The sequence below is a fragment of the Paenibacillus sp. H1-7 genome (assembly GCF_022354825.1).
In the GTDB taxonomy this organism is placed as follows: Bacteria; Bacillota; Bacilli; order Paenibacillales; family NBRC-103111; genus Paenibacillus_S.
Map to the genome: position 1 here is coordinate 191,820 of NZ_CP031168.1, position 20,861 is coordinate 212,680.

General features: G+C 52.9%; 19 protein-coding genes. 16 read left to right on the forward strand and 3 right to left on the reverse strand.

Features of this window, described 5'->3' with window-relative positions; all coding sequences use genetic code 11:
* Positions 1-24 precede the first annotated feature (24 nt).
* Positions 25-474, reverse strand: a complete 450-nt coding sequence (locus DVH26_RS00885; RefSeq protein WP_239630726.1) for a MarR family winged helix-turn-helix transcriptional regulator — start codon at positions 472-474, stop codon at positions 25-27.
* A 104-nt stretch (positions 475-578) separates the two neighbouring features.
* On the opposite strand from DVH26_RS00885, the gene DVH26_RS00890 reads away from it, so the two are divergent.
* Entirely contained in the window at positions 579-1,577 is a 999-nt protein-coding gene (locus DVH26_RS00890; RefSeq protein WP_239630727.1) for a hypothetical protein, read from the forward strand.
* Positions 1,578-1,717: 140 nt separating this feature from the next.
* Positions 1,718-2,137, forward strand: a complete 420-nt coding sequence (locus tag DVH26_RS00895) for an Rrf2 family transcriptional regulator (RefSeq protein WP_239630728.1) — start codon at positions 1,718-1,720, stop codon at positions 2,135-2,137.
* On the opposite strand, the gene DVH26_RS00900 is transcribed toward DVH26_RS00895, so the two are convergent.
* Positions 2,115-2,822 (reverse strand): GNAT family N-acetyltransferase, encoded by a 708-nt coding sequence (locus DVH26_RS00900; RefSeq protein WP_239630729.1) that lies wholly within the window; start codon positions 2,820-2,822, stop codon positions 2,115-2,117. The genes DVH26_RS00895 and DVH26_RS00900 overlap by 23 nt on opposite strands.
* A gap of 80 nt (positions 2,823-2,902) precedes the next feature.
* On the opposite strand from DVH26_RS00900, the gene DVH26_RS00905 reads away from it, so the two are divergent.
* The 9 genes from DVH26_RS00905 (at position 2,903) to DVH26_RS00945 (ending at position 10,561) form a co-directional block, all read left to right on the forward strand.
* A complete protein-coding gene (locus DVH26_RS00905) occupies positions 2,903-3,256 on the forward strand; it encodes a hypothetical protein (protein ID WP_239630730.1) in 354 nt (117 codons plus the stop codon).
* A gap of 196 nt (positions 3,257-3,452) precedes the next feature.
* Positions 3,453-3,608 (forward strand): hypothetical protein, encoded by a 156-nt coding sequence (locus DVH26_RS00910; protein ID WP_239630731.1) that lies wholly within the window; start codon positions 3,453-3,455, stop codon positions 3,606-3,608.
* Positions 3,609-3,648: 40 nt separating this feature from the next.
* On the forward strand, positions 3,649-4,077 hold the full coding sequence (locus tag DVH26_RS00915) for a hypothetical protein (protein WP_239630732.1): 429 nt from the start codon (positions 3,649-3,651) through the stop codon (positions 4,075-4,077).
* A 79-nt stretch (positions 4,078-4,156) separates the two neighbouring features.
* Positions 4,157-4,543, forward strand: coding sequence for a ribosomal maturation YjgA family protein (locus tag DVH26_RS00920; protein WP_239630733.1), 387 nt, complete (start codon positions 4,157-4,159; stop codon positions 4,541-4,543).
* Positions 4,544-4,578: 35 nt separating this feature from the next.
* Entirely contained in the window at positions 4,579-5,553 is a 975-nt protein-coding gene (locus DVH26_RS00925; RefSeq protein ID WP_239630734.1) for an aldo/keto reductase, read from the forward strand.
* A gap of 477 nt (positions 5,554-6,030) precedes the next feature.
* Positions 6,031-6,480, forward strand: a complete 450-nt coding sequence (locus tag DVH26_RS00930; protein WP_239630735.1) for a MarR family winged helix-turn-helix transcriptional regulator — start codon at positions 6,031-6,033, stop codon at positions 6,478-6,480.
* Between the two features lie 3 nt (positions 6,481-6,483).
* Positions 6,484-7,032: a glutathione peroxidase gene (locus DVH26_RS00935; RefSeq protein WP_239630736.1), complete on the forward strand. Its 549-nt coding sequence runs from the start codon at positions 6,484-6,486 to the stop codon at positions 7,030-7,032.
* 150 nt (positions 7,033-7,182) lie between these two features.
* Positions 7,183-8,961 (forward strand): sensor histidine kinase, encoded by a 1,779-nt coding sequence (locus tag DVH26_RS00940; protein WP_239630737.1) that lies wholly within the window; start codon positions 7,183-7,185, stop codon positions 8,959-8,961.
* Entirely contained in the window at positions 8,942-10,561 is a 1,620-nt protein-coding gene (locus tag DVH26_RS00945; RefSeq protein WP_239630738.1) for a response regulator transcription factor, read from the forward strand. Before DVH26_RS00940 ends, DVH26_RS00945 begins: the two co-directional genes overlap by 20 nt.
* A gap of 266 nt (positions 10,562-10,827) precedes the next feature.
* Here DVH26_RS00945 and DVH26_RS00950 read toward each other — a convergent pair whose 3' ends face one another.
* Positions 10,828-14,145, reverse strand: a complete 3,318-nt coding sequence (locus DVH26_RS00950; protein WP_239630739.1) for a DEAD/DEAH box helicase — start codon at positions 14,143-14,145, stop codon at positions 10,828-10,830.
* A gap of 310 nt (positions 14,146-14,455) precedes the next feature.
* Here DVH26_RS00950 and DVH26_RS00955 point away from each other — a divergent pair, with 310 nt between their 5' ends.
* The 5 genes from DVH26_RS00955 (at position 14,456) to DVH26_RS00975 (ending at position 20,835) form a co-directional block, all read left to right on the forward strand.
* Positions 14,456-15,817 carry an ABC transporter substrate-binding protein gene (locus DVH26_RS00955; RefSeq protein ID WP_239630740.1) on the forward strand — a complete coding sequence of 454 codons (1,362 nt, stop codon included), beginning with the start codon at positions 14,456-14,458 and terminating at the stop codon, positions 15,815-15,817.
* 326 nt (positions 15,818-16,143) lie between these two features.
* The gene (locus DVH26_RS00960; RefSeq protein WP_239630741.1) at positions 16,144-17,043 is read left to right on the forward strand and encodes a carbohydrate ABC transporter permease; all 900 of its coding nucleotides are present in this window, start codon (positions 16,144-16,146) and stop codon (positions 17,041-17,043) included.
* Between the two features lie 21 nt (positions 17,044-17,064).
* Positions 17,065-17,946 carry a carbohydrate ABC transporter permease gene (locus tag DVH26_RS00965; RefSeq protein WP_239630742.1) on the forward strand — a complete coding sequence of 294 codons (882 nt, stop codon included), beginning with the start codon at positions 17,065-17,067 and terminating at the stop codon, positions 17,944-17,946.
* Between the two features lie 193 nt (positions 17,947-18,139).
* Positions 18,140-19,714: a spore germination protein gene (locus DVH26_RS00970; protein ID WP_481857567.1), complete on the forward strand. Its 1,575-nt coding sequence runs from the start codon at positions 18,140-18,142 to the stop codon at positions 19,712-19,714.
* A 14-nt stretch (positions 19,715-19,728) separates the two neighbouring features.
* Positions 19,729-20,835 carry a GerAB/ArcD/ProY family transporter gene (locus DVH26_RS00975; RefSeq protein WP_239630743.1) on the forward strand — a complete coding sequence of 369 codons (1,107 nt, stop codon included), beginning with the start codon at positions 19,729-19,731 and terminating at the stop codon, positions 20,833-20,835.
* Positions 20,836-20,861: the final 26 nt, after the last annotated feature.

Below are 20,861 nucleotides of genomic sequence, written 5' to 3' on the forward strand. Positions count from 1 at the left end.
TGCACCTCGCAATTATTTTGTCGGCTAAACAGTTTCTTCGATCTTTTTCAAGTTATCGTGCATATGGAGCAGGAAGCGGCGCAGAAGCAGCTTCTCCTCCGGCGTGAAATCTTCGAAGCAGCGAAGCTCCAGGTCCTGCATTGTATCCTTGACAGCCTGGATCGCCTCATTGCCCTGCTCCGTCAAGTAGACGCGGGAAATGCGCTGGTCCCGTTCGTCCGGCTTGCGCTGGACCAGACCGGTCTTCTCCATGCGCGTCAGCATTACGGTCAAGGTTGCCGGCTTGATCCGCAGCTTCTTGGCGAGCTCCTTCTGACTCTGGCCGTCCTCCTCCGACAAGCGGAACAGGAGAGGAGGCTGTCCGGGATACACTTCGATTCCTTTCTCCTGAAGCAGCAGGTGCAGCGTATGGCGGTGGAGTCTCATGGTGTGGGACATCATATGGGTGAGCGATTCGAACTGGCTGCGATGCACCGGGTCTCCTCCTTTATTTAATTAGTCGGCTAATATAAATTGTAAAACAGTGACAACAATACCGTCAACCCGTTTCTTGAAATATGGGTAAAGGGGCAAAATGGTTGTTCCCTGTAAAAAAATCATTCGGCTATGTAACGGTAAAGCCGTGGCAATCGTCAAATCGTATGATGCTGGAAACGGTAGAGGAGGGCTGCACGGTGAAAGCGTGTCTTATTGTACTCGTTTGCGGGATGATGACGGTCCTGACAGCGGCACAGGTCAGCGCGGCACAGCCTGTTCAGGCTATGATAACGCCGGCCAAGTTTCAATATGACGGGGAAAGCAGCGGTTTGGGAAACGATAATCAGCCTATAAGCTACGATGGAGAATTGGATGAGCCGGCTCGATGGATAACCGAGAGAATGGGATTCCACATCGAATCCGAGGGCGAGAACCGCCTCGTTTACATCAGCTTTGGCAAGCTGGATATTACCGATCCGCGGGTCAGGGGCTTCAAAACAGGCAATTTGCTGCTCAGTCGGGATACGACGGTTCCGGGGATCGAACGGACCCGGGTTACCGGGCAGTTAAAAGTGGGGATAGCGGACTCGGAGCAAGTGAAGGTAAAAGCAAGTCTTTCCTTTTACAACGATAAGCATGAGCTGCTTGGCGAAGTGCCGCTGGATGGCGACTACCGGCTGCTTGGGACACACAAGTTCGAGAAGGTCGTCTATGGCGACCCGAGGCGGTATGCCAGTGTGGAGCTGCGGGTTCATTCAATGAACGACCGTCTTGTCACAGATGAGCCGCGGGTTCCTTTGACGGAAATAGTGAAGGATGATCTGCGCAGCGTATCCCGAATCGAAATCCGTTACGGACCTGTAATGCTGCTCGAGGTGCGGGAGGAATCACGGATTCGGGCTATTACCGATAAGCTGAGGGAGATGAAGCTGGTGAAGTCTTTTCATCAAGAACCGATGAGCGGTTATTTGTTTTATATGGATATTTATACCGACGGGCACAAGATCCGCTACTCCACAGGGCTAAACTTCGATGGAGTATGGTACGACCCGAATGAGCAAACGGATAGCTTCAATCAGTTTATTACCAGCCTGCAGTAAACGAGAGGCGCTGGTGGAGCAATACGCTGTCTGTTCAAGGGGGAACAAGGCGCAGTACCGGGCATGGAGCCATGTTGACAAAACAGTTGTTTGTAACTACAATCATTACAAGTTAAAGCTAACGAAGGAAGATGAGCCTCATGACGATAAGCAGCCGTTTTGCCGTTGCCATACACATATTGTCTCTGCTTGAGATTAATAAAGACGGGCGCACAACGTCGGATTTCATAGCCGGAAGCGTCAATACGAATCCTGTGGTCATCCGCCGGATTATGGGCATGCTGAACAGGGCGGGGCTCGTCATAACGAATCCCGGCGTTGCGGGTGCATCGTTAGCCCGGGATAAAGAACGGATTACACTGCTCGAAGTGTACCGTGCGGTGCAATCGGATCAGCAGGAAGAGCTGTTTGCCATTCACGAGCAGCCGAATCCCGAGTGCCATGTAGGACGCAATATTCAAGGCGCATTGGAAACCACGTTCCACCGGGCGCAGCAAGCCATGGAGCAGGAGCTCGATAAAGTGACTTTGGCGCAGATCATCGATCAAATGACGGAGTAAAAGGGGGCTTTCTCACAGGAGGAGCGCCCTTTATTTTTGTCAGGAGCTGCGGTGGGCTGGCGGCATGCAGAGAAAAAACCTCCGTCCCGCAAAATGCGAGCCCGGAGGCAGTTTCCACAGCCTTTAGAGGCTTTTTATCATATGAAAATACGTTTTTTTTGTTAATAATCGTTTCCTTGTCCGTCACGTAGCCGAGCTTCTTGTAAAGCGAGCAAGCCCGCTCGTTATACTGCTCGACGTTTAAGGCGATTTTGCCGTAGCCCCGCTGCTGTGCATGCTGCTCCGCCGCCTGAATCAGCTCGGTGCCGATGCCTCGTCCTCCCCACTCAGGCGATACGGCGAGAGCGTCAATGTAATATTCGTCCTCGTCCGCTTCTTTGTCGATGGTTAGCGTAGGATCGTTCGTTATGCGCCGCAGCTCATCGAGTATCGGGCGGTCTATCGTTTCGGCGTCGGAGCCGTGGTAGCATAAGATCATGCCGGCTGTCTCGCCGTCCGCTATTTTCACTAAAAATTGATTGCTGCTAAACCGATTCCCTTCCTGCACGAAAAAATTCGTGAGCCGATCGATGACTTCCTGCTCGGTTGCCGCTCCTGTGAGCTGAAAGCCGATGTCCTTGATGGCATCGAACAGCAGCCGTACAACGGAAGGGGCGTCCGCAGGCTGCGCTTGTCGTATGGTCATAGCTCCTCCGGTTCGTTTTTCATGTCATGTATTTTGATAAACTCTCCTTTCATTGTATACTAAATGGGACGAACTCGGAAATGGAGACGGAGAACAGCGGCGGGAAAGCCCTGTATATGGATGTTCCGGGAGAGATGAGGTGCCTTGTGTTTGTCAATAAAGAATCGCTCGTCGGGCAGTTCAAGCAAACGATAGCCGAGTGCAGCCGCAATCCCGATCTGCCTTTTTGGGGAGAGGTGTTTGTGCTGCTGCATCAGATGAAGAAAGTGCCGGGCCGTGAAATGCCTCTATACGAGATTGCTCCGTCGGGAGAGGTCATCTATGACCATGGGAAGCGCCGCTTTATCGTCAGGGCGCCGGATATGGATATTGTGATAAAGGATTCGGAGCTGGCCGACGCCATTGTGAAGCAGCGGCTGTTCTGGCCCAAATAGCGAGGGTATGAGAGAAAGCAGAGGATTAGCTCTGCTTTTTTTGCTATGCGCAGACTTTCCGCCTTCATGCCCAAGCAATCGGGAATAGAATGGAAAAGGAATTTCCTGCCATGTATCGAAATGTAACATAGACAAAATCATAGGTCAGCTTTCAGCCTCTGCGAGGATGCGGAGGCTATAAAAGGAGGATGCCACGATGACCATTTCCGCCACACTGGGCCACCCTAATGCCAAAAGCTTCGAACGCCGGATCCGATACGGCGGGCTTCCGGAGGATTCATGCCGATTGTATGAAGAAAGAGTGCGCGGACGGGGGTTCGGAAACGAACTTATCGTCGCGGTATGCAGCTAAAGACCAAATGATAGAGAGAAGAGACGGATTAGGGTGGACCATGGCAATCAGGAGTATGACCTTTGTCTGCGGCTTGTTTCTTTTAGTCTTGATGAGCTGCAGCAGCGATAAGCACCCGGCAAAGCCGGTCGAGGACGGGCTAGTCATTGCATCGGTAACATCAGCCTTGGGGGGGACGCCGGAGGAGACCGAGCTGACCTATACGGTTAGCCTGTGGAATAAGACCGCCAAGCCTATCGTCATCCGCTCGGTCGAACCGGTCATAGAGGAGCCGTTAAAAGCCAGAGTCATAGAAAAGCCTCCCGTTCTATGCAACACGGAGATTAAAGGGGGCACCGTCGAGCCGATTAACGGTTCGTTCCGATTCCGTACGCAGGGGATGAGCAAGGAAGACATCCGCAAGCTTCAGCCGACGGTAAAAGAGTTTATTCTCTATACGGAAAGCAGGCTCAGTTTGCAAGAGCCTTGAGATTCTTGGAAAATAGAGATGGACAAAGCGATTCCCGTCGTCAAAGATGGGTTGAATTTATGGATTTGGGATGATGCTAATGCACAGCAGACTACGCTATGCCGCTGCCGTCGTAATTACAATGGCGCTAGGGCTGGGATCGCGAAAGGGAGCGGCCTTGCTGCCGCATTGGATAGCGGAGCACGCCGGCGATATGCTATGGGCGGCTATGGTCTATTTCGGCTTCCGGGTTCTGCTTGTTAAAAGCAGTCTCAGCAAGGCGGCGGGATGGAGCTTGCTATTCAGCTTCGCCATCGAGTTCAGCCAGCTGTACCAGGCCGAATGGATCCAAGAGGTAAGATCGTCGTTGCTAGGCTCCCTCATCTTGGGCAGAGGCTTTTTATGGATCGATCTGGCCCGCTATGCCGTTGGAATTGCCGTCGCGTTCCTGATAGACAAGCGGTGGATCGCTCGAAACCGGCAATGAGAATCAATCAATTGAATCGAGAGGAGACCGAATCAATGCAATTTCGCCGATTAGGAAACAGCGGATTGAAAGTGAGCGAGATGGGGCTCGGCACGAACGCATTCGGCAAGCGGGCCGATCAGGATACTTCGATCCGGATCGTTCATCATGCGATAGAGCAAGGCATTAATTTCATCGATACGGCGAATATTTACGCCCAGACGGAATCGGAGCGGATCATCGGGCTGGCGCTGGAAGGAAGGCGGCATGAGGTCGTGCTGGCCACCAAGGCGGGGCTGGTCCGCGGCAAAGGACCGAACGAGCGGGGCTCATCCCGCTATCATCTTCAGCGGGAGCTGGAGGACAGCTTGCGGCGGCTCAAGACGGACTATGTGGATCTGTACCAGATCCATACGTTCGACCCGGATACGCCGCTTGAAGAGACGCTTCGGACGCTCGACGATATGGTCCGAGCGGGCAAGGTGCGGTATATCGGCGCTTCCAATTACGCCGCTTGGGAGCTGATGAAAGCTCTTGGCATCAGCGACCGGCTCGGGCTGAACCGGTTTGTGTCCACACAAACCAGCTATTCGCTCGCCGACCGGACGCCGGAGCAGGAGCTGGTCCCGATGTGCCTGGACCAGGGGGTAGGGATCATCCCGTATTTTCCGTTGGCCGGTGGCATATTGACCGGAAAATACGGCTCTGCGGATGCGGCCCCGGAGGGCTCGCGGGCCGCAACGGATCCCAGCTTCAGCCGATTCATCGCTGAAGACAAGCTTGCCTTGGCCCGGGCCGTGGGCTCCATGGCCGAGCAGGCCGGCTGCACGCCGAGCGCTCTGTCGCTGGCGTGGCTCCTGCAGCAGCCGGTCGTGTCGACGGTCATCGTCGGCGCGACGCGGGTGGAGCAGCTGACGGACAACCTGCAGAGCTTGTCCGTTACGCTGGAGCCGCAGCAATGGCAAGCGCTGGACGAGCTGAGCCGGCCGTACCGGTATGGCGAGCCGTTCGCAGTGTACCGGCTGCCTTGATCAACTAGCGGAGATAGCGAGCGGAGATGGAGCTTGCCTTCAAAGAGGCGTGCTGATAGATAACAGCCGCTTTGCGGTTCGTATTTGCATTTCCCGACCCGCATTCCTGAAGCATACAGCCTTAGTATAGAGACCGTCCGGGAAGGAACCCGGGCGGTTTTTTTAACCACAATAGAATTGATAAAATTCCGCGGTCATGATGCAAAATTCTATTTGGCAATAAAACCTGCCGTGCCTACCTTTGAAAGGCCTTGATAGAGGTTTTCTCGTATGACCAGGCTATCAGAGGATCAAACATAAACAGAAGAGCTCAAGAAGAGCGATAGATCAGTAAACGCTGAGCTTGCCAGGCTCCTTCCAGCGTTGCAGAGCGGCAATGTGAAGCAGCTGTTGACACGTCATATCAATAGTGATATTGTTAACCCATAAATAAATTGTGCACAATTAAATTTTGCAAAATTAATAACGGAGGTGCAGATGGACAAGGACGAACTGTTAAAGCTGGACAATCAGCTGTGCTTTGCCGTATATGCCTGCTCCCGGGAGATTACGAAGATGTATCGCCCGCATCTGGAGGAGCTGGGCCTTACGTATACCCAATATGTAACGCTGCTGGTGCTTTGGGAGACGGACCGCGTAACGGTGAAGGAGCTCGGAAGCCGTCTGTACCTGGATTCAGGCACATTGACGCCGCTGCTGAAGCGGTTGGAGCAAATGCAGCTGATCCGCAGGGTACGCGACAGCAAGGATGAGCGCAATGTATTGATCGAATTGACGGAGCAGGGCTCGCAATTGAAGGAGCAGGCCTACGAGATCCCGCGCAAAGTATTTTGCAATATGGGTCTGAACACAGAGGAGCTGGCTGAGTGGCGGGAGAAGCTGACCGGTCTGCTGCACAACATCCATCACAAAAATACGGAGGAATGAACCATGTCTATTTATAATATCCAAGCAACGACGATTCAAGGCAAAGAAGTGCAGCTCGACGACTATAAAGGGAAGGTGCTGGTCATTGTTAACACCGCGAGCAAATGCGGATTTACGCCGCAATACAGCGACCTGCAAAAGCTGTACGACCGATACAAGGAACAAGGCCTGGAAATTCTCGGCTTCCCGTGCAACCAGTTCAACGAGCAGGAGCCGGGCAGCCATGAAGAGGTAGAGTCGTTCTGCCAAATCAACTACGGCGTGAAGTTCCCTTTGTTCGAAAAAACCGATGTACGCGGCCGGGACGCCCATCCCGTATTCCGCTACTTGACGGAGCAGGCTCCGTTCGAAGGGTTTGATCTTACAAATTCCAGCGGCAAGCTTCTTCATGCCTTCTTGCAAGAGAAGCATCCGGAGCTGCTGCTCGGAGACGATGTGAAATGGAACTTCACCAAGTTCGTCATCGACCGGGAGGGCAACGTTGTCGGACGGTTCGAGCCGACGGCAGAGCCGCTGGATATGGAACCGACGATCGAGGCATTATTAAAATAATTCATCTTTGGAAGCAAGGGCTGTCCGGGCGATCGGCGACGATCGTTTCGGTGCAGTCCTTTTTGGTTTTTTTCAAATCGTTCGCGGGCATGGTATGATTTAAGGAAGAGAATTGTAGGAACGGCACCAGAAGAGAGGAAGAAAACGCAAGTGTTCCGTACTTTGCAGAAATATCCGTTAAGGCATCGGCTGCGCATTGCCTTTGCCGTCATGATCATTGTCTCGGTGCTGACGGTCGGCTGGACAACCTATTACATATCCGCCCAGGTAGTGCAAAATAACGCGCTGAAGCTGAGTCAGGATACGCTGAACAAGTCATCCCAGGCGTTCGACGAGAAGCTGAAGCACGTGGCCGTATCGCTTATGACGCTCGTAATCAGCACCTCCTATGAAAATACGATGAAGGATGTCGTGACCGGGGACAGCTCCAACTACTTCACTCATTTCGGGGCGCTGCAGACGCCTTTCATGCAGCTCAAGCTCAATGAACAGCTGCTGCACTCGGTTCTGCTGACGACGCCGATAGGCGATTTCTACCCCGCGGATGTGCCGCGGACCGAATTCCGGTTTAAGGACACCTCTATGTACGACAGAATTCGGGAGGAACGGCATGCCATCTGGATCGAGGGGCATAAGGATCCTTTTTTTGCTGGTGAGGTACCTGTCGTATCTTTAGTTATTTCGGCGATTTCCAGCCTCTACATTCCCGATTCGTACATCATCGTTAATTTGAAGGAAGACGGATTATGGCACTTTTTGACCGATAATATCAGCGACTGGCGCGAAGGCGTCACGATGCTGAAAGAAGACGGCTCACCATTGTTCGTGCAGAAGCCGTATAAATATGCGGATATGCTCAAGGAGCCGGAGTTTCAGGAGCAGCTCAAGTCGGGGGAACAGGGCGCATTCGATTACGATTGGAATGGAAACACCTATTTGGCGAATTTTGTAAAATCATCTGTCGATGACAAATGGACATACGTTAGCGTCAAACCGACCGATGAGCTGCTGAGTCAAGCTACGGGAATCAAGTGGGCCACGCTGATCGTAACCGTGCTTTGCATTGTGCTCGGCTTCTTCATCTCCAACGGGCTGAGCACGCTGCTCGCCAAGCCGCTGACAAAGCTCCAACTGCTGATGCGCCGCGCAGGGGAGAATGACCTGACGGTCCGGTTCGAGACCGACGGCAATGACGAAGTGACCCAGGTGGGCCGGCAGTTTAACCGGATGCTGGAGCAAATCGGGCAGCTGATCGAAGTGAACCGCCGTGTCGAGAAGGATAAGCATAAGGCGGAGATCAAGGCGCTGCAGGCGCAGATCGACCCGCACTTTCTATATAACACATTGAACACGATCTATTGGAAGACGAAGCTGAAAAAGTCCGACGAGGTCGGGGAGATGGTCATGTCGTTGTCCCGAATGTTTCAATTGGGCTTAAACGGCGGCAAAGAACTGACAACAATCAAGAAAGAACTGTTCCACGTGGAGCAATATTTGTCGCTTCAACAGAGATGCTACGAGAATTTGTTTGAATATCGGATCGAAGCGCCAAATGACGAGTCGATTCAACAGCATCCGATCCTTAAGGTACTGCTGCAGCCGTTGGTGGAGAACGCCATTCTTCACGGGTTCAAGAACAAGCAGGCCGGCGGCTTGATTGTCATTCGGCTGGAACAGGACGACGACCGGCTTGTCTTCACCATTTCCGACAATGGACACGGGATGGATAAGGAGACGCTTCAGAACATACGCCGGGCCGCCGAATCGTCCGACAGCTACGCGCTGCATAACATTGTGGAACGATTGAAGCTCTATTACGAAAATGAAGCTGCTTTTTCGATAGACAGCGTTCCGGGGGAGGGAACTACGGTAACGCTAACGATACCATGGTATGGAGGAGGGGAAGAGGATGGAGTCATCGGCAATTAATATGATCGTCATCGACGATATTAGAGATGTGGTTGACGGGATCGTAAACGGAATCGAATGGGATGAATACGGAATTACGATCGCCGGCGCCTGCTTGAATGGAGAAGAAGGACTGGAGCTCGCATTACGCGAAAGACCCGATATTATCATCACAGACATACGGATGCCGAAGATGGACGGGCTTACGATGACACGGGCGATTGTCGATAAGCTGCCTTTTTGCAAAATCATTCTGATCAGCGGCTACAGTGATTTCGAATATGCGCAGGAGGCGATCCGGCTCGGGGCGTTCGACTTCGTGACGAAGCCGTTCTCGCTGGAGGATATTACGGACACGGTGCAGAAGGCGCGGAATGCCGTGCTGGAGACCAAGAGGCAGCAATCAAACATTCGCGAGATGGAGCGGAGAGTCAAGGAAAGCTTGCCGGTGCTGAGGCAGGAGTTCTTCAATCTGCTGATTCGGCACAAGGCGAACGAGAGCAAAATTAGCGACCGGTGGGACTTCCTGCAAATCGGTCTCGACCGGAGCCGGTTTGTCGTTATGGTGCTCGAAATCGACCGGTTCCAGGAGACCAGCAAGGATTGGCCGGTCAATGAGATCGAGCTGCTGCGCTTTACGCTGCAAAACATTTTGGAGGAAACGATACACGCGTATACAAAAGGCGTCGTCTTCCGCGATTCGGACGGCCGCTTCGTCATTATTTACAATGAATACGAGGCGGACAGCCATGCCGCTCTGGCGGAGCGCTGCTGCGAGCATCTGGCCACCTATGCGAAATATACGGTGTCTGTAGGCGTAGGGAACCGGGCGGAGACGACCGATGAACTGCCGGTCTCGTATCAGCAGGCCGTCACGGCGATGTCCTATCATTTCTATACAGGCGGCAACGGCGTCGTCTGCTATAGCGACGTGATCGAGGACAAGCAGCAGCTGCCCAAATACCCTGCCGACCGGGTGCAGGATATCGCCTTTGCGCTGCAGTCGGGCAACCGGGAGAGGACGCTCGAAATCCTCGAGGAAGTATACGAGGAGCTGATTCACTTCCAGCCGCGGCCGCAGCCGCGTTATCTCGCGCTTCTGCTGCACGGCTTCGCCAACATGCTCGTCCGCGTTCTGCTGGAGAAGCTCAGCTACGAAGACATCGGGCCGCTGGAGGAGCTGCTGCAGGAGATGGAGACAAGCAGCGGCGGCTCGGTGCACGACATTTACGAGCTGCTGAAGCAAATTTGCGAGCACGGCTGCACCATCGTTGAGGAGCGGAGCGCCTCGCAGGCGCATCTGGTCATTGAGCGGGCGATTGCCTACATCAAGCAGCATTTGTCTGCGGAGCTGACGGTGGCGCATTGCGCGTCGCAGGTGCACTTGAGCGGCAGCTACTTTGCCAACCTGTTCAAGAAGGTGACCGGTATGAGCTTCAACCAATACGTGACCGCAACACGGATGGAGAAAGCGAAGGAGATGCTGCTGCAAAACAAGCAGATCCAGGAGATTGCCTCCGCGCTTGGCTATGAGGAGCGCCGCTATTTCAGCGACGTGTTCAAGAAGGTTACGGGCATGACTCCGTCCGAGTTCAGGCAGAGCGCCGGCTTGGCGGAGTAGGGGAAGGCATCGTGGAGTAAGGCCAGCTCCAAAAGACGATACGCATCAGCAGTTTCACGGTGAAGATAGAGAAAAGGGCGCCTGAGAGTGGCGTTAAAAAATGTCACCGACATGGATTAAGAAGAGAAGGCAACGAGCGGTGATCTGCAGGCATTTCCCCGAATCGGTGCCATAGTAAAAAGCCTTGATCTGAGACTATGGGGTTCACGGAGCTGACCCATAGTACTGATCAAGGTTTTTTAGTTGTTACCGGGTTGAGTATGCGGCTAAATCATCAGCAGATCACGGATATCCTGCTCGGTCATGGAGGACAGCGATTCCTCGCCTGGCTGGATCACTTCATCGATCAGACGCTTCTTCTTCTGCTGAAGCTCGACCATCTTATCTTCGACGGTTCCACGGGAGACCAGGCGGATCACCTGAACGACCTGCTGCTGGCCGATGCGGTGAGCCCGGTCCGCGGCCTGCTCCTCTACGGCCGGGTTCCACCACAAGTCGTAGAGGATGACCGTATCCGCTCCGGTCAGATTGAGACCGGTGCCGCCTGCTTTCATCGAGACGAGGAACAAGTCTCTCTCGCCGTCGTTGAACCTGCGGCACAGCTCGACCCGCTCGGCAGCAGGCGTGCTGCCGTCGAGGTAGAAGTGCGTCACGCCCTGCAGGCCGAGCTCGCGCCGGATGATGCCGAGCATCTCGGTAAATTGCGAGAACACGAGCATTCGTTTCCCCGAGCTCCGGCATTCCTCGATAATCTCCAGCAGCTGCTCGAATTTGGCCGAGCTGCCTGCGTAATCTTCGACGAACAGAGCCGGATGGCAGCACAGCTGGCGCAGCCGGGTCAAGCCGGCCAATATTTTGATCCGGCTTCTCTGAAAGCCGCCGTCGTCGTTCAAATGCTTCAGCGCCTCCTTCTGCAATTTGGCCAAATAGGCCAAATACAGCTTCTTCTGCTCCGGAAGCAGCTCGGACGTGTGGACCGACTCGATCTTCTCAGGCAGCTCCTTCAGCACGTCGGTTTTGAGCCGGCGCAGCAGAAACGGGCGGGCCCGGCGGGCGATAGTGTCCCGGGTCATATCGGCGAAGGCTTGACGGCTCTGGAACAGCTCCGGAAATACCGCATCGAAGATGGACCACAGCTCCTCAAGCGAGTTTTCGACCGGTGTGCCGGTGAGCGCGAACCGGTAAGTCGCCTGCAGCTCCTTCACCGCCTGGGCCGTCTGCGTTGTGTGATTTTTGAAAGCCTGGGCTTCGTCCAAAATCAGTGTATGGAACAAATGCTTGACGTACAGCTCCATGTCTCTGCGAAGGAGAGGGTAGGAGGTAATGAGCACGTCCGCTTCCTCCGATCTCTTGAGGGCCGCCGTCCGCTCGAGCTTGCTTCCGTCCACGACGACCGCTCGCAGATGAGGGGCGAACGACTGCAGCTCTGCGTGCCAATGGTACATCAGGGAAGCGGGAGCGACGATGAGCGCCGGGAGGTTCTTATCCCGGATGTCGGGAAGGATGGAGACGAGATAGGCGATGCTTTGCAGCGTTTTGCCGAGCCCCATATCATCCGCCAAAATACCGCCGAAATGATAATGGGCGAGCGTCTTCAGCCATTGATACCCGTATTTCTGATAATCCCGCATGATAGGGGCTAGCGTTTCGGGAACAGGGAAGTCCAGGTGATCCGGGTTCCTCATGTTTTCGAGGAGACGGCGGAACGACTTGGAGAGCTGCACGGCCCGGCCTTGCAGCTGCGCGTCCATGAGCCGGAGCCCGCGGACCGCCGGGAGCCGGAATTGTGCTTGTTTGACATCGATACTGCGGACCCCGACCTCATTCATGAAGCGGACAATCTCCTGAAACGCAGCACTTTCCAGCGGCAGCAGCGCGCCGTTCGGCAGCTTGTAATATTTGCGCTTCTCCTCCAGCGACTGCAGCAGACCGCGCAGCTCCGCCTCGGCAATTCCCGCCATATCGAACTTGATCTCGAGCCAATCGGTCCGTTCATTGACGTCAACGGTAATAGTCGGAGGCGCATGCTTGGCGATGATTCGGGCCTTGACGGCGGAAGTCGCATACACCTGGGCCAGCTTCTCCAGCTCGGGAACCGTATGGTACAAAAACTCGTATTCGCCTTCCTCGTCATCCATATAAAAGCCTTCCTCCGTCATGACGAAGGTGCTTTGCTCCAACAGCTCCAAAATGCGCCGTTCCTTGTCCCCATCCCTCATGAGAATGCGGTCCGTACTGCGGCTTTGTCTCGCGCTCTCCAACGGATTGAACACCATGTCGCCGTACTGGAATTCGAGCCCTGCAAGCAGACGGTCCCTTACCCGGTCCAAATACAGCTTGGCCTTGAGCTCGGTCTGAAGAACGCGGTCGGACACGGACTGTGCGATATGGACCGTCCCCAGCTTCATGAGCCCGGGAACGACTTTTTCCATAAATGGCTCAATCTGCTCCGGCGGAATGACCATTTCGCTTGTCCCGGACGCATCGAGCATTTGCTTAAGCCCTGACAGCCGCACGCATTGGTCGTCCTTCAGCTTCAGCAGCTTTCCGTCTGCGAGTGCCATGCCGTACGATTCCAGCATCGTCAGCTTCTCCAAGCCCTCGACGCTCAGCCGGTAGCCTTCATTCCCGTTCTGATCGAACGTATATCGCAGCGGAAGGGCTTCATCGGTGAGGCGCAGGCCGTCGTACACATGGCCGTCCGCTTCGAGCCGGACCGTAGGGGCCGAGACCAACAGAGGATAGAGCGACTCCCATTGGGCAGGCGGAATCAGCATCATCCGGTCGCTGCCGATGCGCAGCGGCTTCGCAGCCGTTGGCTCCTGCAGGAGCGACTCATTGTGGCACAGCTGGATGAGCTGGCGGATGATATCGTCATGCTCCGCTTGAAAGCAGTGGACCTCCGGGTCGTAAGTAAAATGCTTGGAGAACGCAATGGTCTCGCGCCGGTAAATCCGCTCCAGAGCTTCTCTTATATCGTGGACAATATATAGTCGCTGCAGTCCTAGTTTGAGCTCAATCCCGAACATTGTTTTCCTGTAACCATAGGGAACCGGCTTGAGTGTGATTTCCACCTCCAGCACGGTCCGGGGGTCCGTGACCAGCCGGTTCCGGCCGGGACGGAGCGGCTGCCTGGGCTCGAACAGGCCGAGCAGATCGCCGGCGAGGCGGCGGTCCTTGAGCGAGATTCCGCCTCCTTCGCGCTCCTCTTCGGCAGCATTAGAACGCAGAGGGGGACCGGAATCCGCACTCAAGGCGGCACGGTTAAGCGGCGGAGGCAGATGTCCGCTTGGTTGGGCATCTTGTATATGAAGCAGGACGGCACCGATATGGCCGCAATATTTTTGATACGATTGCAGGGTTAGGCATTCGCATTCGGCCTTCACCTCACCCAGATCGTCGAATTGGACTTGAACGCGGTAGCTGGAGCTTTTGTCCGCTTTCACTATAGCTTCATAGGAAGACATTTCGGTATCGTACTGTTGAAACGTGACTTTGCCTGCACGATAATAGGCTAATCCTTTCTCGTAGGAAAGCCGGTCGCACAGCGATTTAATGGTCTTGCGGGTTAACAGCAAGCTCATGGCGTAATCCTTTCTTTCCGGTGTTCTCAAATTCCGATAATCATATAGTAACACAATACGAGTGACAGGTCTGTGTCCCGGAGAGCGGCTCCACATGCCGGACTGGCTAGGAGACGATTCTATTGGCGGGCAATGATAGGCAAATCCAAGGCAGCGATCAGCTTTTTCAGGCGGGCGGAAAAAACGATTTTGGGACTATCGTCGGATTTTATCCCTTTGTGATTGTTTCACCGCACTCCAATTTCGACAAAAATCGCATAATCTATATACATAAGAACAAGTTAAGTACGAAACAGGGAGGTACTATACGATGGTTAAAAAATCAATGGCAGCGGTACTGTGTCTGTCCCTTGCCTTTACAGCTGCGGCATGCGGCAACCAGGAAGACGGTTCGAACGCGGGCGCGGCAGGCGGTGCCAACGGCAAAACGAAATTGACTTATTGGACGGCCGACCGTCATGACGTCGATCATATTAAAGGACTCATAGAGAAATTCAATGCGGACCACCAGGACATTGAAGTGGAAATGAGCGTTATGTCCGAGAACTACGTTCAGTCGGTTGACCTTGCTTATGCAAGCGGACAAGCTCCTGACATTCTTAACGCCAAATTCGATTTCGTCAACATGGCGCGCAAGCAGTACTTCGAGCCGCTGGACGGCTATATGAAGGACGACATGAAGAAGCGCTTTGAAGGCACTTTGAGAGACAGCGCGAACACGTACGACGGCAAAATCTACACGCTCCCTAACTATGGAACGACGATTCGTCTCGTATACAACAAAGAATTGTTCGAAAAAGCGGGCATTGCCAACCCTCCGAAAACGCTGCAGGAAATGGTGGACGCCGCGAAAAAAATTACCGAGGTCGGCAAAAAAGACGGCATCTACGGTTTTGCCGAAAACTTCAAAAACCCTACAAGCGCGATGGAGCGTTCCGTCCGCAACATTTTGCAGGTGAGCGGCTATGGAGTCGACGGTTACAACTTCAAGACCGGAAAATACGATTTCGCCGGTTACAAAGAAGTCATTACCGCCCTTAAGCAAATGAAAGACGACGGCAGCATGCTGCCGGGCGTAGAATCGATGGATATTGACCCGCTACGCGCGCAATTCGCGGCCGGTAAAATCGGGATGTACTTGTCCTACTCCGCGGAAATCGGCGTTTACCAAACGCAGTTCCCTACCAAAGTTCAATGGGCTGCGGCTGACGTGCCTTCCATTGACGGTACGGTGAAAGGTTTGAACGGAATGAACGGCGCACAATGGATGGCTATCAGCAGCAGCTCCAAAAACAAAGAAGCGGCATGGAAAGTCGTAGAGTACATGTACAGCGAGGAAAACCTCGTGAAATATGCAGAAACGGGTCTTGGTATGCCGGTGCTTCAATCGGTTGCCGAGAAAATGAAAACTCCGGACATTTACGGCTACAAAGATTTCGTTCCTACGAAATCCGATGCGATCTGGCCGGTTAAGCCTAACGTAGACAGCTCGCTGCAAGGCTTGAAGTATGCGGATGCGTTCTGGAAATACATCCTGGACGGCAGCGGAAACTTAGATACGATCATCGCCGATCTGACCAAGCGTTACAACGATGCGCTGGATAAAGCAATCAAAGCAGGCGACGTGAAGGTAACTCCGGATCCGAACTTCGATCCGATGAAGCTGAAGTAAGGATTTGAAGCTGAAGTAAGATTTACTGTTTAAGCTGTGGATGAAAGCTGAAGCAGTGATTGGATTGTAGTGTTATGCAAGAAGAGGAGGGACCTTCCAATAGACGGTCCCCTTCTTTTTGCCAAATAGCTTTGCTTACGAGACTTAGTACTGCTAACGAAGCCAGTTTTGCCTGCGGCAAAACTCAGCCAATGCTTGCGATGCCAGTTTCGTCTTCGACGAAACTCAGCTAGTGCTTACGAATCCAGTTTTGCCTGCGGCAAAACTTAGCTAATGCTTACGATGCCAGTTTCGTCTTCGACGAAACTCTTAGGAGGGGAAACACCATGGTAAAAAAACTCAGGTCCTACGGGGTATCCGCCGTTTTCGTCGTCCCGAGCCTGTTCCTGACGCTGGTCTTCTCCGTGTATCCGATCCTGTGGGCGATCCGGTACATGTTCTACGACTATAAAGGATACGGCAAGGAAATTTTCATCGGCCTCGACAACTTCAAACAGCTGTTCCACGACGAGCTGTACTGGGATTCGGTTTGGAACACGTTCATCTACGCCGGTGGCAAATTAATTATTACGCTTCCGCTATCGTTGATTCTGGCGGTGATTTTGAACCGGGCGCTGCGCGGGCGTCAATTTTTCCGGGCCGTCTACTTCATGCCTACGGTTATCAGCTCGGCCGTAATGGCCGTCGTTTTCTTCATTATTTTTAACTCGTATAACGGGATTTTGAACAAAATGCTGGTACAATTCCACATCATTGACCAGCCTATCGACTGGTTGGGGCAGAAGTACTCAATGCTTACGGTCATTCTGATCGCCGCATGGGGAGCGTTCGGTAACTATATGCTCCTGTTCATCGCCGGCTTGCAAAGCATTCCTAACGATGTGTATGAAAGTGCTTCGCTGGACGGGGCGAACGAAGCGCAGAAGTTCTGGTATATCACAATTCCGATGCTGGGACCGGTGCTGCAAATCATTATCATGTACGCGATCATCAACTCCCTGAAGGGCTATGAGAGCATCATGGTCCTCACCGAGGGCGGACCTGTCGGCAAGACCGAAGTTATGTTCCTGTACGTGTACAAGCTGTTCTTCCCGGTTTCCACTGGCTCCGGCGTTCAGCCGCAGTTCGGCTACGGCAGCGCGGTCGGTTTCGTAACCGCATTGATCGTCGGTATCATCACGGCAGCATACTTCTACATCTCGAAACGCCTGAACAAGGTGTATTAATAGGGGAAAGGAGCGGATACTATGAGCAACGCACCTGCAACCGTACACGCGGGGCAAAAAAGCCGGTCCAAGGCAAGCAGATATACGGGCAGCGTCATTCTGTGGGCGTTTTTGATTGCCGTTCTGGTCATCACGGTCTTTCCGGTCATTATGGCTATCATCAATTCGTTTAAAACGAATATTGAGATTAACTTGGGCGACACGTTTTTTCCGAAGTCGTGGCAGTTCAGCAACTATTTGAATGCATGGCAAAAAGGGAACTTCAGCACTTTTACGTGGAACAGCTTGTTTATTAGTATCGTATCTACGATCGGCACGCTGATCGTCGCTTCCATGGCGGCGTTCGCAGCCAACCGGCTCGATTTTCCGGGCAAAAAGCTGTTCGTCTTCATCCAGTCCGCTACCATGTTTATCTCGATCGGCGCGGTAGTGCTTCGTCCGCAATACGATATTATGGTGCAGCTTGGCCTGAACAAAACGCTGTGGGGTGTCGTCATCATCCTCATCGCGGGTCATGCTTCCACGTTCTTCATTTTGCTCGGCTTCTTCCAAGGGATACCGAAGGAATTGGATGAAGCGGCAATGCTGGACGGCTGCGGCTATTTCCGCATCTACTGGCGAATCGTGCTGCCTCTGGTCGCACCGGGACTTGGCGTATCGGCTTTGTTCGCCTTCCGCCACGGCTGGAACGAGTATATTTTGCCGCTCGTCTTTACGATGAGCTCACCGAAGCTGCAGCCGCTGACCGTCGGTCTCGCGAACCTGCGCTACGGTACGGGCGACGCGGCGCAGCTCAACCTGATGCTGGCCGGCGCATGCTTGTCCATCCTGCCGATTTTGGTCGTATACGTATTGGCTAACAAATCGTTCATGCAAATGTCCGCAGGATCTTTGAAGGGCTAATCCAACGGATGGAAGCTTATCAACACGAAAACCGCTTTTCCCTTACGGGGAGAGCGGTTTTTTGTCATGGCCGCAAGAAGCGGAGGACAGCGGGATCCTTTGCAGAAAATATTGGCATGAAAGTGGCTGCCGCTGCGCATATTACAACTAAACAATTTATGGGAAAACAGCCAGCCCCTGAGGAGGAGCAAGCTTGAACAGAAACCTGCTGCTGAAGTTATTGAAAAAAAGACAACCTGCGCCTCCGGTTCAAGAGCAGCAGCACGCTCAAAATTCTCAACACCTTCTTGTCCCGGACCTGCAAAGCAATCTGAATTTGCTTCATTCCATTTATGCCAATTGTTCGGACGTCGTGTTTAGGACTTTTTATATCGGGGGAACGATCAAGGCCAATTTATTGTTTGTCGAAGGGTTATCGAACTGCGATTCTATCGATATGTATGTGATTACTCCTCTGTTGAAGGAGGACATCGCCGGGTTTGCAGATATGAAGCAGCTGGCGGAAAGGATCATCTCCGTATCGGATGCCAAACCGATTGCGACGATTGAAGATTGTGTCTGGTATGCGGCCAACGGATATCCGGTTCTATTGTGCGAGAATGAAGCCCAGGGACTGGCATTAGGGCTGAGCAAATGGGAGAAGCGGGGGATTGAAGAGCCTTCGGCCGAAGTAGGGATCCGGGGGCCGCGTGAAGGGTTTACCGAGACGCTGCGGGTCAACACTTCCCAAATCCGGCGCATCATTAAGAGTCCACGGCTCAAAATGGAAACAATGAAAATCGGCGATTATACCCAGACGAATGTCACTTTGGCTTATATCGAGGGGCTTGCGGACAAGACACTGATAGAGGAAGTGAAAAACCGGCTCCATCGCATTCGCATCGACGGAATTCTGGAAAGCGGGTATATCGAGGAAATGATAGAGGATATGCCTTACTCCCCGTTTCCTCAGCTGCTTAGCACGGAACGTCCCGACGTTACCTGCGGCAACCTGATGGAGGGGCGGATAGCGATTTTGTCGGAGGGGACTCCATTTGTTCTTATTGCACCTGTAACCTTATTTTCCTTATTGCAGTCTTCAGAAGATTATTATCAACGGTTTTGGATCGCTACGATTACGCGATGGCTGAGATATATGTTTACATTAATATCGCTGCTGCTTCCATCGATTTATGTTGCGGTGCTTACCTTTCACCAAGAGATGGTGCCGGGCTCGCTGTTGATCAGTATGGCAAGCTCAAGGGAAGCGGTACCTTTTCCGGCTTTTATTGAGGCGCTGATTATGGAGGTTACGTTCGAAGCGCTTCGTGAAGCGGGAGTGCGGCTGCCCAAGCAGATAGGCGCTGCCGTCAGCATCGTCGGGGCGCTCGTTATCGGCCAGGCAGCGGTTCAGGCCGGCCTTGTCTCTGCGCCTATGGTTATCGTGGTTGCCATTACCGGCATCTCGTCCTTTATGGTTCCGCGTTACATCGTCGGGATTGCCATACGGATGCTGCGGTTTCCATTAATTTTTCTGGCGGGGACGTTAGGGCTGCTTGGCATTATGATGGGGATTATCGCTATCGTTCTCCACCTGTGCGGCTTGCGATCCTTCGGCATTCCTTATTTGGCTTCCGTCGCGATTCCAAAGGGGGGCGAGTTGAAAGATATCTTTGTGAGAGCGCCTTGGTGGATGATGAATACGCGTCCTCATCTTACCGGGGACTATGATCAATACCGGCAGTCTGCCAGTCAAAAGCCGGGGCCGGAGAGAGGTGACGAAAAGTAAAAGGGGTGGGTCGGATGCTGGAGAAAGGAAAGATTTCGGCGGTACAAATGGGGCTTATGCTGTATCCCACGGTATTGGGTACGGGGTTTCTCGTACTTCCGACCCTATCTTCCCGATATGCAGGCAACGATCTTTGGCTGGCTAGTATGTTAGCTTCTTTGACGGGCGTCATCGCCATATATGCTGCATGCCGCTTGCACGATCATTATCCTAAACAGAGTATCGTTCAGTACAGCGAAAACATTGTCGGAAAAATACCGGGTAAAATATTGGGCGTCATTTACTTCCTGTATTTAGTGCGTGCCACAGGGATCATTACCCGGGAATATGCCGAATTCGTCAAAGGCAACTTTTTGTTCAAAACACCGATTTTACTTGTTATTGCCTTAATGATTGTACTTGCTGCTGTGGCTGTACGCGGCGGTGTGGAGATGTTGGCCAGAAGTGCCGTCATTTTCACACCCATCTTTATTATTCCATTATTTCTTCTGCTGTTTCTGATCGGCCAGCTGGACTTGGGAAATATATTTCCCATACTGAATCACGGATTCGTCCCTGTCCTTAGGGGAACAGCATCGCCTCAAGCATGGATGAGCGAATTTTTTTTAATGACGTTTTTCTTGCCTTGCCTGCAGGATCCGGGAAAAGGAAAACAATGGGGCACGGTTTCGCTAATCGCGGTCGTTCTCAGCTTGACTTATGTCAATCTGATCACTTTATTTCTACTCGGGCCGGATATCGAGAATAAGTCGTATCCTGTCTTGACGGCTTTCCGCTATATCAGCGTCGCTAATTTTGTCGAGAATTTGGAGGCAGGTCTGTTGGCCATGTGGATCGTCGGAAACTTCGTCAAAATTGCAGTCTTCTATTATGCGACCGTGCTCTCATTAGCACATACCTGTCAACTGTCCGATTACCGGTCTATTGTGTTTCCAATCGGAATTTTGGCCGTCATATGCAGCATGTGGGGGCTGCCCGATTTACCGAAGGTCAAGCTGTATTTGAAACTGGTAGCCCCTTTCGAAATTACTACGATTCTCTTGATCATTCCGATGATCTTGCTGATTATCCGGGCTTTGCGCGCCAAGAAAACGAATGGCGGTGAAAAAGCGACCCGATGAAAGTCGGCGAAATAAGAACAGGGACT

Coding starts and splice junctions, on each gene's coding strand:
- DVH26_RS00895 (WP_239630728.1), top strand. CDS start 1,718: ATGACGATAAGCAGCCGTTTTGCCGTTGCCATACACATATTGTCTCTG.
- DVH26_RS00900 (WP_239630729.1), bottom strand. CDS start 2,822: ATGACCATACGACAAGCGCAGCCTGCGGACGCCCCTTCCGTTGTACGG.
- DVH26_RS00905 (WP_239630730.1), top strand. CDS start 2,903: ATGGAGACGGAGAACAGCGGCGGGAAAGCCCTGTATATGGATGTTCCG.
- DVH26_RS00910 (WP_239630731.1), top strand. CDS start 3,453: ATGACCATTTCCGCCACACTGGGCCACCCTAATGCCAAAAGCTTCGAA.
- DVH26_RS00915 (WP_239630732.1), top strand. CDS start 3,649: ATGGCAATCAGGAGTATGACCTTTGTCTGCGGCTTGTTTCTTTTAGTC.
- DVH26_RS00920 (WP_239630733.1), top strand. CDS start 4,157: ATGCACAGCAGACTACGCTATGCCGCTGCCGTCGTAATTACAATGGCG.
- DVH26_RS00925 (WP_239630734.1), top strand. CDS start 4,579: ATGCAATTTCGCCGATTAGGAAACAGCGGATTGAAAGTGAGCGAGATG.
- DVH26_RS00930 (WP_239630735.1), top strand. CDS start 6,031: ATGGACAAGGACGAACTGTTAAAGCTGGACAATCAGCTGTGCTTTGCC.
- DVH26_RS00935 (WP_239630736.1), top strand. CDS start 6,484: ATGTCTATTTATAATATCCAAGCAACGACGATTCAAGGCAAAGAAGTG.
- DVH26_RS00945 (WP_239630738.1), top strand. CDS start 8,942: ATGGAGTCATCGGCAATTAATATGATCGTCATCGACGATATTAGAGAT.
- DVH26_RS00950 (WP_239630739.1), bottom strand. CDS start 14,145: ATGAGCTTGCTGTTAACCCGCAAGACCATTAAATCGCTGTGCGACCGG.
- DVH26_RS00955 (WP_239630740.1), top strand. CDS start 14,456: ATGGTTAAAAAATCAATGGCAGCGGTACTGTGTCTGTCCCTTGCCTTT.
- DVH26_RS00960 (WP_239630741.1), top strand. CDS start 16,144: ATGGTAAAAAAACTCAGGTCCTACGGGGTATCCGCCGTTTTCGTCGTC.
- DVH26_RS00965 (WP_239630742.1), top strand. CDS start 17,065: ATGAGCAACGCACCTGCAACCGTACACGCGGGGCAAAAAAGCCGGTCC.
- DVH26_RS00975 (WP_239630743.1), top strand. CDS start 19,729: ATGCTGGAGAAAGGAAAGATTTCGGCGGTACAAATGGGGCTTATGCTG.